At 69.5% G+C, this 12593-nt stretch carries 11 protein-coding genes; 7 read left to right on the top strand and 4 right to left on the bottom strand.

All coding sequences use genetic code 11. From position 1 onward, the window contains the following. Nucleotides 1-40: 40 nt before the first annotated feature. Nucleotides 41-2176 (bottom strand): PhoX family phosphatase, encoded by a 2136-nt coding sequence (locus G6031_RS09920; RefSeq protein ID WP_182653175.1) that lies wholly within the window; start codon nucleotides 2174-2176, stop codon nucleotides 41-43. 217 nt (nucleotides 2177-2393) lie between these two features. Here G6031_RS09920 and ugpC point away from each other — a divergent pair, with 217 nt between their 5' ends. The 5 genes from ugpC to G6031_RS09895 all read left to right on the top strand — a co-directional run bounded on the left by ugpC (nucleotide 2394) and on the right by G6031_RS09895 (nucleotide 7286). Further along, complete coding sequence (ugpC, locus tag G6031_RS09915) at nucleotides 2394-3449, top strand: sn-glycerol-3-phosphate ABC transporter ATP-binding protein UgpC (RefSeq protein ID WP_095718901.1); 1056 nt, start codon at nucleotides 2394-2396, stop codon at nucleotides 3447-3449. A gap of 280 nt (nucleotides 3450-3729) precedes the next feature. Beyond that, nucleotides 3730-5004, top strand: coding sequence for an ABC transporter substrate-binding protein (locus G6031_RS09910; protein ID WP_179523949.1), 1275 nt, complete (start codon nucleotides 3730-3732; stop codon nucleotides 5002-5004). A 117-nt stretch (nucleotides 5005-5121) separates the two neighbouring features. Next, nucleotides 5122-6111, top strand: coding sequence for a sugar ABC transporter permease (locus tag G6031_RS09905; protein WP_095718899.1), 990 nt, complete (start codon nucleotides 5122-5124; stop codon nucleotides 6109-6111). Beyond that, nucleotides 6108-7055 carry an ABC transporter permease subunit gene (locus tag G6031_RS09900; RefSeq protein ID WP_182644076.1) on the top strand — a complete coding sequence of 316 codons (948 nt, stop codon included), beginning with the start codon at nucleotides 6108-6110 and terminating at the stop codon, nucleotides 7053-7055. Before G6031_RS09905 ends, G6031_RS09900 begins: the two co-directional genes overlap by 4 nt. Before the next feature lie 6 nt (nucleotides 7056-7061). Beyond that, entirely contained in the window at nucleotides 7062-7286 is a 225-nt protein-coding gene (locus G6031_RS09895) for a hypothetical protein (RefSeq protein WP_095718898.1), read from the top strand. 29 nt (nucleotides 7287-7315) lie between these two features. Here G6031_RS09895 and G6031_RS09890 read toward each other — a convergent pair whose 3' ends face one another. The 3 genes from G6031_RS09890 to G6031_RS09880 all read right to left on the bottom strand — a co-directional run bounded on the left by G6031_RS09890 (nucleotide 7316) and on the right by G6031_RS09880 (nucleotide 9832). Beyond that, nucleotides 7316-8116, bottom strand: coding sequence for an LLM class F420-dependent oxidoreductase (locus G6031_RS09890; RefSeq protein ID WP_179523948.1), 801 nt, complete (start codon nucleotides 8114-8116; stop codon nucleotides 7316-7318). A 106-nt stretch (nucleotides 8117-8222) separates the two neighbouring features. Then, the gene (locus tag G6031_RS09885; RefSeq protein WP_179523947.1) at nucleotides 8223-8693 is read right to left on the bottom strand and encodes a DUF4334 domain-containing protein; all 471 of its coding nucleotides are present in this window, start codon (nucleotides 8691-8693) and stop codon (nucleotides 8223-8225) included. Then, complete coding sequence (locus G6031_RS09880; protein WP_095718895.1) at nucleotides 8690-9832, bottom strand: acyl-CoA dehydrogenase family protein; 1143 nt, start codon at nucleotides 9830-9832, stop codon at nucleotides 8690-8692. Before G6031_RS09880 ends, G6031_RS09885 begins: the two co-directional genes overlap by 4 nt. Nucleotides 9833-9946: 114 nt before the next feature. On the opposite strand from G6031_RS09880, the gene G6031_RS09875 reads away from it, so the two are divergent. Both G6031_RS09875 and G6031_RS09870 read left to right on the top strand, forming a co-directional pair. Continuing rightward, on the top strand, nucleotides 9947-11443 hold the full coding sequence (locus G6031_RS09875) for an aldehyde dehydrogenase family protein (RefSeq protein WP_095718894.1): 1497 nt from the start codon (nucleotides 9947-9949) through the stop codon (nucleotides 11441-11443). A gap of 7 nt (nucleotides 11444-11450) precedes the next feature. After that, complete coding sequence (locus G6031_RS09870; RefSeq protein ID WP_182653174.1) at nucleotides 11451-12548, top strand: oxygenase MpaB family protein; 1098 nt, start codon at nucleotides 11451-11453, stop codon at nucleotides 12546-12548. Nucleotides 12549-12593 lie beyond the last annotated feature (45 nt).

The raw sequence follows: 12593 nt of genomic DNA, 5'->3' as shown, positions 1-12593 counted from the left end.
GACGACCCTGACCCCGCCCCCCGCCCCCGCACACGGACGATCAGGAACCCGACGAGCCCGCCGGGAGTGACCCCGCGGACAGTGACCCCGCGGAGAGTGACCCCGCGGAGAGCGACCCGGTCCCGCCGGTGAACCCGTCCCTCCACGCCACGACCGTCGACGGACGTGGCTGCGACGTCCCGCCGTCGGGCCAGTGGGAGGCGGGGTTCTCGATCGAGGCCCCGTCCTTCTCCCCGGGGTGCTGGACGTTGACGATCGCGCGGTCGGCAAAGACGAGCGGACCGCAGGTCTCCGCACCGATCGGCACGGTGAGGAACAGCTTGGTCTCGCCCCGGTTCGGCCCCTCTGTGGCCACCGAGTAGAGCCCGTCGTTGAATCCGAGCGCGTTGCCGTCGGTGGACACCCACAGCCCACCGGAGGGGTCGAAGGCCACGTTGTCCGGGCAGGAGATCGGGCTGACCTTGGACTTGTCGAAGCCGCCGAAGTAGGTGTCGGCGGCGGCGGGGTCGCCGCACACGAGGAGCAGGTTCCAACCGAAGGTCGTCCCGGCGTGGTCGTCGGTGATCTCGACGACCTGCCCGTGCTTGTTGTCGTGCCGGGGGTTGGCCTCGTCGACCTGGCCGACGGTGCGGCGGGTGTTGTTGGTCAGCGCCATGTACACCTTGCCGGTCGTGGGGCTGGGTTCGACGTCCTCCGGCCGGTCCATCCTGGTGGCCCCGACCGCGTCGCCCGCCATGCGTGTGTACACGGCGACCTGCTCCGCGGTCATGCCGGTGACGTGGGAGACGGCGTTGCCGGCCGCGTCGACGGTCATGAGCGGGATCCAGCCGCCCGTCCCGTCGAACGCGCCGTCCGAGGGGAGCGTGCCCGACCCGTCGATCTCCGACTCCGGGGAGTTGCCGGTGAAGGTGGCCACGTAGAGCGTCCCCTCGTCGAGGATCCTCATGTTCTGGGTCCGCGCCGCCGCGGTCCGCCCCGGCACCATCTTCCGGCTGGAGACGAACTTGTAGAGGTAGTCGAACCGCTCGTCGTCGCCCGAATAGATGACGACGGTCCCGTCGGCGGTCACGTGAACGGTCCCGCCCTCGTGCTTGAACCGCCCGAGCGCCGAGTGCTTGACCGGCGTGGAGTCCGGGTTCCAGGGATCGACCTCGACGATGTAGCCGAAACGGTTGACCTCGTTCGGCTCGGCGGCCAGGTCGAAGCGGCTGTCGAAGCGCTCCCACTTGCGACCCGACTCACCGACCGCCACGCCGTAGCGACGCAGGGCCTCCACACGCGCCGGGTCGGTCACGGAGCCGGTGGTGCCGAAGTACTGGTTGAAGTTCTCCTCGCCGGACAGGACGGTCCCCCAGGGGGTGTGGCCGCCGGCGCAGTTGTTGAGTGTTCCCAGCACGCGGGTCCCGGTGGGGTCGGCGGTGGTCCGGGTGAGGGGGCCGACGGCCGGGCCCCGCAGCTCGAACGGCGTCGTCGCGGTGATTCGGCGGTTGTAGGACCCCATCACGGGATCGAGCCCGCCGTCGGACGGCCTGCTGGCGAGCTCCACCACCGTCATGCCGTGTGCGGCCCAGGCGATCTCCACCTGCTCGCGGGTCGGGGCGGCGGGGTCGTACCCGCGGAACATCATCGGCTCGGTGGTGTACTCGTGGTTGACGGTGAGCAGGAACCGGTCGTCGCGGTCGTCCATGGGGAACAGGACCGCCAGGTCGCAGTTGAAGCCGTACTGCACCGCCTGCGCGGCGGCCGTCTGGTTCTCGAAGTCGAAGCCGGGCGCCCCGGGGACCACCGGGTCGCCCCAGCGGATCACCACGTCGCTGGAGTGCCCGACGGGCACGGTCACGGCGTCCGCGGTGTTGGGCTCCACGGGGAGGAAACCGGTGTCGAGGGTGCCCCCACCCGTCGACCCGGGTGCCCCGGCCGAGCCCGTGCCGAGGGAGCCCTGCGCGGCGACGGAGGCGGGCAGGACCTGGGTGGCCCCCACCGCGAGCGCGACCACGCCCGCCGCCTTGAGCGCCCCCCGGCGGCTGATCTCGGTGGCGACGTCCCCGAAGTAAGGGTTGCCGCTCGTGTTGGGGACCGGCGCCGCGCACTGGTCACCGCACTTGTACACACAGGTCAGGTGCTGGCGGTTGGAGATTCCGGGGGTGGCGATCGGAAGCAGACTGCGGACTGACAACGGTTCTCCCTGAGGACGTGTGCGCCCCACACGGGCGCACGAGGACGCTGTGACCCTAGGGAGCGCGGGCGACGGCGCGGGCGTGCTGAGGACACGTGCGGATGAACTGTGGGCGCAGTGCCGGTGAACACCGGTCCCGTGACGCTACAGTCGTCGTGACAACCCTCAATCTCGGATCGTCCGGCACGTTCCTGCCGGTGAAGGGAAGGATCTCTCCATGGCTACGGTGACCTTCGAGAACGTGTCCATCATCTACCCGGGCGCCGCACGGCGCAGTGTGGACCGACTCGATCTGGAGATCGCCGACGGCGAGTTCCTGGTCCTGGTGGGACCGTCGGGCTGCGGGAAGTCCACCACTCTCCGCGCGCTCGCCGGGCTCGAGGACGTCTCGGCCGGACGCATCCTCATCGGTGACAGGGACGTCACCGGGACGGAGCCCAAGGACCGGGACATCGCGATGGTCTTCCAGAACTACGCGCTCTACCCGCACTACACCGTGCGCGAGAACATGGGTTTCGCGCTCAAGCTGGCCAAGGCCTCCAAGAAGGAGATCGCGGAGCGGGTGGACCGCGCCGCGGAGATGCTCGACCTCACGGACTACCTCGACCGCAAGCCCAAGGAACTCTCCGGTGGTCAGCGCCAGCGGGTCGCCATGGGCCGGGCGATCGTGCGCAACCCGCAGGTGTTCCTCATGGACGAGCCGCTGTCGAACCTCGACGCCAAGCTCCGGGTGGCCACCCGCGCCCAGATCGCCAAATTGCAGCGTGACCTGCGCACCACCATGATCTACGTGACCCACGACCAGGTCGAGGCCATGACGATGGGGGATCGGGTGGCGGTGCTCAAGGACGGCATCCTGCAGCAGGTCGACACCCCGCGCGAGCTGTACCACAACCCGGTCAACGCCTTCGTCGCCGGCTTCATCGGATCGCCGTCGATGAACCTCTTCGACGCGCCCGTCTCGGACGGCAGAGTGGACCTGGAGGGTTTCGCGGAAGAGGTCCCGCCGGGGTCCGGACCGAGGGTCACCGTGGGCGTGCGGCCGGAGCACCTGCGGATCGCCGGGGACGGTCACGGGTTGGAGGTGACCGTGGACCTGGTCGAGGAGCTGGGGGCGGACAGCTACCTGCACTGCTCCACCGCGGACGGGCACCCGGTGGTCTACCGGGCCGAATCGGGTGACCACCCGGGTAAGGGCGAGACCATGTTCCTGGCCGCGCTCGACGGCGAGGTCCGCTTCTTCGACGTGGAGACCGGCCTGCGACTGCGGTGACCGGGTGCGCCGAGGCGGGCTACCGGCCCGATGAGGGCGGTAGGGGCGGACTGCAACATCTGTTGTTGCTAGAGTGTCGCGTGTGATCTGAGTCTCGTGGCCCACGGGCGGCGGTACGGCGGGGAGTCGGCGATGGGACCGTCCATGGTCCGACGCCACAGGCCCCGTGTGGGTTACGCTCAGCGGGACCTCAGAGAGACCCGCGTCACAGTGAACCCGGGATCACCCGACCGTCGGCACACGTCGGCGGTAGGCGAGACACGACAGTAGGAGAGAGCGCATGGCCGTTCACGGCAGGTTCCTCAAGGCGGCGGCGGCCGCATCCATGGTCGCGGTGCTCACCGCGGCCTGTGGCAACGGTGGTGGTGACGAATCCGACGAGCAGGCGGAGGCCGGCACCTCGGGCGTCGGCCCGATCACCTTCGCGATGGGCAGCAACGACACGGACAAGCTCCGTCCCGTCATCGAGCAGTGGAACGCGGAGAACCCCGACCAGGAGGTCACCCTCCGTGAGCTCCCCGCCGAGCAGGACGGTCAGCGGGACACCCTCACGCAGTCCCTCCAGACCGAGAGCGGCGAGTACGACGTGTTCGCTCTCGACGTCACGGACACCGCGTACTTCGCGGCCAACGGGTGGCTGCAGCCGATCGAGGGCGACACCGAGGTCGACACGTCCGGCCTGATCGAGGCCGCCGTGGACTCCGCGACCTACAACGGCACGCTCTACGGCATCCCGCAGAACACCAACGCCCAGCTGCTGTACTACCGCACGGACCTCCAGCCGGAGGCGCCCGCCAACTGGGACGCACTGGTCGCGTCCTGCGAGGCCGCGGAAGGCGCCGATGTCGACTGCCTGCAGACGCAGCTCAGCCTCTACGAGGGCCTCACCGTCGCCGCCACCCAGTTCATCCACAGCTGGGGCGGTCAGGTCGTGGGTGACGACGGGCAGACCCCGGAGCTCGACACCGATCAGGCACGCGCCGGCCTCACCGCCCTGGTCGACGCCTACCAGAACGGCGTGATCCCCCCGCAGACCGACGCCTTCACGGAGGAGGAGACCGCGCAGGCCTTCCTCGCCGGCGAGACCATGTACTCCTACAACTGGCCGTACATGTACGAGTCGGGCCAGTCCGATCCCACGTCCCAGGTCCAGGGCCGGTTCGAGGTCGCACCCATCGTCGGCCAGGACGGCGCAGGCCGGTCCACTCTCGGCGGCTACAACAACGCCATCAACGTGTTCTCCGAGAACAAGGCCACGGCCCAGGCGTTCCTCGAGTTCATCATCTCCGAGGACGTCCAGATGGGCTTCGCCGAGCAGTCGTTCCCGCCGGTCCTGTCCTCGATCTACGACGACGAGGCGCTGCAGCAGGAGTTCCCGTACATGCCGGCCCTCAAGGCGGCTCTCGAGAACGCCGAGCCGCGCCCGGTCACGCCGTACTACCCGGCGGTGTCCAAGGCGATCCAGGACAACACGTTCGCCGCGCTGCGTGGCGAGAAGAACGTCGAGCAGGCGCTCACCGACATGAGCGCCGCGATCGACCAAGCGGCTCAGTGACACCAGAGTCCGAACAGCAGGTATGACATCACCGCGCTGATGGGCCCCGGGTAGCATTCCCGGGGCCCATCGGCCGTCGTGGTGAGGGCGGGTGCGATCCGATGAGGAGCTGCAGCGATGACGACGAGTGAGAAGTCCCCGGCGCCACTGGTCGAGAAGAGATTCGACTGGCGTCCGGTGTGGATGGTGGGCCCCGCGCTCGCGATCCTCGCGGTGGTGATCGGTTACCCGGTCGTCCGTGCGGTGTACCTGTCCTTCCAGGCCGACCGCGGCCTCGATCCCGCCACGGGGATGTTCTCGGACGGTGGGTTCGCCGGGTTCCAGCACTATCTCTACTGGCTCACCCAGGCGTGCCCGGCCCGGGGCGGCGACGGCACCATCCCCTGCCCGCCCGGTGTCTCGGCCGTCGACTTCTGGCCCGCCATGGGCAACACCCTGTTCTTCACCGTCACCACCGTCTCGCTCGAGACCGTGCTCGGCTTCGCCATGGCGGTGGTGATGGGCAAGAGCATCTGGGGACGCTCGCTCCTGCGCGCGGCGGTCCTCGTGCCGTGGGCGATCCCCACCGCCGTCACCGCCAAGCTCTGGGCGTTCATCTTCGCCCCCAACGGGATCGCCAACACGATGCTGGGCACCAACATCGCCTGGACCACCGACCCGTTCTACGCCCGTATGGCCATCATCATCGCGGACGTGTGGAAGACCGCGCCCTTCATGGCGCTGCTGATCCTCGCCGGGTTGCAGATGATCCCCGGGGACGTCTACGAGGCGGCCCGAGTGGACGGCGCCTCACGGTGGCAGCAGTTCACCAGGATCACGTTGCCGCTGGTCCGGCCGGCCCTGATGGTGGCGATCCTCTTCCGCACCCTCGACGCGCTGCGCATGTACGACCTGCCCGTGATCCTCGTGTCGGCCAACTCCGGCTCGCCCACCGCGACGGTGTCCATGCTGGTGGTCAACGAGATGCGGATGGGCAACTTCAACAGCGCGTCCGCCATATCGACACTGGTGTTCCTGCTGATCTTCGCCGTGGCGTTCGTCATGGTGAAGTTCCTCGGCGCGAATGTCGTCGATGACCGCACCGGCAAGAAGGAGGAGATCCGGTGAGTCACCGAGCGCCTGAACCGTCCACGTCGTCCACCACGCGGCCGCCCACCTCGTCGTCGTCACACCCCGGTCTCCACGATCGGGACAACAACGACGACCTCCGGGCGCCCCGCAAGCCACTCGGCCCGAGGATCGGCACCTACATCGGGGCCCTGCTCATCCTGATCTGGGGGCTCGCGCCGTTCTACTGGATGCTCGTCACCGCGTTCCGCGACAACCGGTTCGTGTTCTCCGCCAGTCCCGTGCCCTCGCACCTCACCCTGGACAACTTCCGTGAGGCGCTGGCCACGGACGCGGGCAACAACTTCTTCGGTGCGATCATCAACTCGGTGATCATCAGCTCCATCACCACCGCGCTGGCGCTGCTCTTCGGCGTCTTCACCGCCTATGCGCTCGCGCGGGTGGACTTCCGCGGGAAGTTCCTCGTCACCGGCGTCATCCTGGCCGCGTCGATGTTCCCCGGCGTCGCGCTGGTCACGCCGCTGTTCCAGCTGTTCACCGACATCGGCTGGATCGGCACCTACCAGGCGCTCATCATCCCCAACATCTCGTTCGCGCTGCCCCTGACCATCTACACCCTGACCTCGTTCTTCAACGACCTGCCCTGGGAGCTGGAGGAGGCGGCGCGCGTCGACGGCGCCACCCGCGGCCAGGCGTTCATCAAGATCATCCTGCCGCTCGCCGCGCCGGCGTTGTTCACCACCGCGATCCTGGCGTTCATCATCACGTGGAACGAGTTCCTGCTGTCGCAGCAGCTGTCCAACTCCTCGACCGAGCCGGTCACCGTGGCGATCGCCCGGTTCTCCGGGGTCAACCCCTACATCCCGCCGCACGCGGCGATCATGGCGGCGGGTGCGCTCGTCACCGTCCCGCTGGTGATCATGGTGCTGATCTTCCAGCGACGGATCATCTCCGGCCTCACCGCCGGCGGTCTGAAGAGCTGACCGGTCGTGGCTCGGAGCGGCGGGGACGCGCTCGGGACCCGGCAGCGGCTGGAGGTCCTGGGCGGGTTCGTCGGGTTCTTCACCGTCCTCGCGCTGGTCAACGCGGTCGGCCTGATCGTGGTCGGGCGCCCGTCGATCCTCGCCTCGTTCGTGCTGGTGCTCATGCTCGCGGCGTCCGGTTACACCTTCCGCGTGTGGCGCCGGGCCGACCGCGCCGTCAACCGCGGCTGAGTCCGCCCCTCAGCGACGGAGCCGGGCCGTCAGCGGCCGTCGCGCCAGGCCACCAGCGACTCCACCAGATCCAAGGGGTAGTCGGGCCCGTTCAGGCCCACGGTGAACAGCGTGACGCCCTCGGCCAGCAGGGCGTCCGCCGAGCGCCGCGCGTCGTCGGCGGAGGCGGCGCCGCCGATCTCGGTGGAGCGCTCGATCTCAGCCGGGTCCCGACCGACGTCGGCGCAGTGCCCGGCCAGCACCCCGGACTTGTGGCGGTAGGTCTCCACGTCCACGAACGAGTGCCAGATGTCGGCGTGACGGGCCACGTGCTTCAGGGTCTTGCGCTCGCCCCCGCCGCCGAGGAGCACCGGGATGTGCCGGGTCGGGGGAGGGGTGAGCGTGGCGAAGCGACGGTCGATCCGCTCGAGCGAGTCGCCGAGGTCGTCGAGGCGCGACCCCTTGGTCCCGAAGTCGTACCCGTACTCGGCGTAGTCCCGCTCGAACCACCCGCTGCCCAGGCCCAGGATCAGGCGGCCGCCCGAGATGTGGTCGACGGTGCGGGCCATGTCCGCCAACAGGTCCGGGTTCCGGTAGCTGTTGCAGGTGACCAGCGCGCCGATCTCGACCCGCTCGGTCTGCTCGGCCCAGGCGGCGAGCATGGTCCAGCACTCGAAGTGCGCGCCGTCGGGGTCGCCGTAGAGCGGAAAGAAGTGGTCCCAGTTGAACACCACGTCGACGCCCGCGTCCTCGGACCGGCGGACGGCATCGCGCAGGAGACCGTAGTCGGGCGCGTGCTGCGGTTGGAGTTGGACGGCGATGCGGACCGGGCGGTCGGTGTTCGGGGTCATGCGCCCAGTCTGGTCCGTATCGCCGCCCGGCGCACCCGACCCGCGATGTCGCCGGGTGCACACGAGTCGCGCACCCGGGCGCGGGTCGGATGCACCCCGGCCCTCGCTACCGCTCGCGTTCGAGGAGGAACCAGAAGTGCTCGCCCTCGTGGAGGGTCCCCCGGCCGTTCATCACGGCCAGGAGGGTGTCGGGGTCGACGACGGCGAAGTGGTCGATCACCGGCAGCCGGTCGTACACCATGGAGGCGCACGGGCGGCCGCGGAACGAGACCTCCCAGAGCGAGGCGCCGCCCCCGCCGGTCGCGGAGGTGTCCGGGACGACCGCCCCGGACTCGTCGGTGACCAGGATCGGGTCCACCTTCCGCGGGTCGGTGAAGTCCTTGCCCCACCAGCGCATCTGCCCGAGCATCGCGAACATCGGGTGCCCGGTGTCGAGGCCGGTGCCCTTCCACCGGGTCCCGGCGATCTCGTCGATCCCGGCGGGCTCCAGTGAGTCCCACAGAGCCGTCACCCTGTCGGTGGGGACGGTCTCCAGGGCCCGGATCGCGGCCAGCTCGTCGGTGTGCGGCGCGCTCACAGCCCGTACGTCTTCCCGATGATGTCGCGCTGGACCTCGTTGGTGCCGCCGTAGATGGTGGACACCACGGCCTGGCGGACGAGGCGCTCCATGCCGTACTCGGTGGCGTAGCCGTAACCGCCCATGGACTGCATGCACTCGAGGGTGACCCGCTTGCTCAGCTCGGAGGCCTTGAGCTTGGCCATGGAGGCCTCGCGCGGGAAGAGTGCCTGGGGGTCGGACTCGTCGATCTTCCTGGCCACGGCGTAGACCAGCAGGCGGGTGGCCTCGATCTCGGTCGCCAGGTCCGCCATCCGGTGCCGGATGACCTGGAACGTGCCGACGGGGCGGCCGAACTGCTCCCGCTCGCGGATGAACGTCAGGCAGTCGTCGAAGGCGCGCTGGGCCACGCCGAGCTGCATGGCGGCCAGGATGAGCCGCTCGGTGTTCAGGCCGGTCATGAGCTGCTTCCAGCCGCCACCGACCTCGCCGATCACCGAGTCGGCGGGCAGGCGGACGTCCGTGAAGTACAGGTCGTTGACCTCCTTGCCTCCCATGGTCTCGATGCCGGTGATCTGCAGGCCCTCGATGTCGGCCGGCACGTCGAACATGGTGATGCCCTCGTGCTTGGCGCCGGACGAGTCTGTCCGCGCGACAAGGAGGATCCTGTCGGCGAAGTGGGCGTTGGAGCACCAGGTCTTCTGGCCGGTGATCACCCAGTCGTCGCCGTCGCGGACGGCCTTGCAGCGCAGCGCCGCGACGTCCGACCCGGCGCCGGGTTCGGACATCGAGATGGACAGGGTCCCGCCCTTGACGACCAGGTCGAGCGCGCGTCTGCGCTGCTCCTCGGAGCCGAACTTCTGGTAGGCGGCACCGGTGATGAGGGTCGGGCCGATGCCACCGATGGGGGCGAGGCCGCGCAGCGAGTGCTCGAGCAGCAGGCACAGCTCCACGGCTCCGGCGTCGGCGCCGCCGTACTCCTCCGGGACGGTCAGCCCCAGCCAGCCGAGCTCGGCCATCTTGGCGTAGATCTCGGGCGAGTGGGTGCCGCCCTCGGTGGTGAGCTCCCGCCGCTTCTCGGCGCTTCCGACCTCGCGCGCGCAGAAGTCGTCGATGGACCTGGCGAAGTCCCGCTGTTCTTCGGTGAGGATGTCGAACACGTCTGGCCTCGGTTTTCTGTCAGGGGGTGACGGTGGCGGGCACAGTCGACTACTGTGGCCCGTATCACGGACGGTACATCAAATATATGTGATCGAAAACTGGAGGGAACCCGAATGACGACCACCGAACCCAGCAAGACCGGCCCCACGCTCGCGAGCCTGGATCCCCGGGACGGCACGGTCCTGGCGGAGTACCCGATCGCCGGACCCGAGGAGGTGGCGCTCGCCGTCGAGCGTGCGCGCGCCGCCGCCCGCTGGTGGGCCGCCCAGGGTCCGCGCGGTCGTCGGGAGTGGCTGCTCGAGTACAAGCGGGCGATCGCCTCCCGCTCCGACGAGTTGGCCTCGCTCATCTCCGCCGAGACCGGCAAGCCGGACGAGGACGCGACGCTCGAGGTCATGCTCACGGTGAGCCACCTGGAGTGGGCGGCCAAGAACGCCGACAAGGTGCTGCGCCGCCGCTCGGTGTCCGCCGGACTGCTCATGAGCAACCAGGCGGCCTACGTCGAGTACCAGCCGTACGGCGTCGTCGGCGCGATCGGCCCCTGGAACTATCCCGCGTTCACCCCGATGGGCACCCTCTCCTACGCCATGGCCGCCGGCAACGCCGTGGTGTTCAAGCCCAGTGAACTCACGCCCGGAGTGGGCGTCTGGCTCGCCGAGGTGTGGAACTCGCTCGGCGCCTCCCAGCCGCTGTTCCAGACCATCACGGGTGACGGCTCGACCGGCGCCGCGCTGTGCAGGGCGGGCGTGGACAAACTGGCGTTCACCGGGTCGGCCGCGACGGGCCGCAAGGTCATGGCCGCCTGCGCGGAGACCCTCACCCCCGTCGTCATCGAGGGCGGCGGCAAGGACGCGTTCCTGGTGGACGCCGACGCCGACCTGGACTCGGCCGTCGACCAGGCGGTCTTCGGCGCCATGGGCAACGCGGGGCAGACGTGCGCCGGCGTCGAACGGATCTACGTCCACAGGGACGTCCGGGACGCCTTCGTCCACAAGTTCACCGCGAAGGTCCGGGCGCTGACCCCCGGCACCTCGGTGACCTCCAGCTACGGACCCATGACGCTGCCGTCCCAGATCGACATCGTCCGCCGGCACGTCAAGGACGCGCTGGCCCGGGGTGGCACGGCCGTCATCGGGGGCGAGGAGTCGGTGGGGGAGCGGGTCGTCGAGCCGGTCGTGCTGGTCGACGTGCCCGAGGACTCCACGGCGATCACCGAGGAGACGTTCGGGCCGACCGTCGTCATCAACTCGGTCGCGGACCTCGAGGAGGCGGTCGAGAAGGCCAACGCCAGCAGCTACGGCCTCGGCGGTGCGATCTTCACCGGCAACCGCAAGCGGGGACTGGCGCTGGCGGAGAAGCTCGACGTGGGCATGGTGTCGGTCAACGCGTTCCTGGCTTTCGCCGGGATCCCCTCGCTCCCGTTCGGTGGGTCGGGCGACTCGGGCTTCGGCCGAATCCACGGCGCCGACGGGCTCCGGGAGTTCTCGCGGCCCAAGGCCATCACGGCACAGAAGTTCGCCGCCCCGCTCAACCTCATGACCATGACCCGCAAGCCGAGGGACATCAAGGTGGTCAAGTGGATGCTGGCCAACGTGCAGGGAAAGCTGTGATCTCCCGATGACCGCCACCGCCTCGAACAGGACGACGCCGGAGGAACTCCGGGACACGACGACGACGAGCTCCGCGGACGCGGGACGGCGCACCCTGCCCGGGGTGTTCGGACCGATCCCGTCCGAGCTGGTGGCCGACGCCGCCGTCGAGCACCCGCTCACGGCGTCGCCGCCGCTCAAGCCGGGCCGCTGGTACTGGAGGGATCTCATCGCGTCCCTCGACCCGGTCGCCGACGCGGCGGAGATCCACCGCATCACCTCCTCCTACGAGTTCCCCTGGGACTACCAGCGGGCACTCGAGCTGGCCCTGTACCGCACGTACTGTGTGCCCTCGGTGTCGGCGGTCCTGGAGCAGGCCGGCCAGTTCCGCGACAACCCCCAGAAGCGGTACGACGACACCGCGTTGCTGATGGTGGAGCTGGTCGAGCACGGGTACGACTCGCCGCGCGGCAAGGAGGCGCTGCGGGTGATCAACCGCCAGCACGCGCGGTACGAGATCACGAATGACGACATGCTGTACGTGCTGTCGACGTTCATCTACGAGCCGCTGGAGTGGATCGACGCGATCGGGTGGCGGCGCCTGCACCCCCACGAGCGACTGGCCGCGTTCCACTTCTACCGCGGGGTGGGGCAGCGGATGAAGATCGCCGACATCCCGGAGGACATCGGGGAGTTCCGCCGGTGGCGTGACGACTACGAGGCCCGCACCTTCCGCTACGACCGGAACAACGAGCTCATCGGCACGTACACGCTCGATCTCATGTGTTCCTGGTATCCGGAGGCGGTCCGCCCCGCGGTCCGCAAGGTGGTCCTGTCGCTGGTGGACGACGACATGACCCGGGCCTTCGGCTTCCCGTGGCAGCCGCCGGGACGACGCAGGGCCGCGTACGCCGCGCTGCGGGCCCGGTCCGCGGTGGTCCGGTGGCTCCCGGTACGTCGACGGGCGCTGGGGTCGAGCGCGACCGAGAACCGGACCTACCCCGGGTATCCGAACGGCTACCGGCCCGCCGACCTGGGGGCCTGCCCCATCCAGCCGCGGGACCGGATCGAGGGCTGCCCGGTGATGCACGGCGGCGGGGAGGGACGGGGAGAGGACCGCGCATGACCACCGCCTCCGCTCCGCCGAGGCCCCCCGGGGCTCCGGCCCGCT

Origin of the sequence: Dietzia sp. CQ4 (genome assembly GCF_014145125.1) — a bacterium.
In the GTDB taxonomy this organism is placed as follows: domain Bacteria; phylum Actinomycetota; class Actinomycetes; order Mycobacteriales; family Mycobacteriaceae; genus Dietzia; species Dietzia natronolimnaea.
This window is presented reverse-complemented; position numbering and strand designations above follow the sequence as displayed.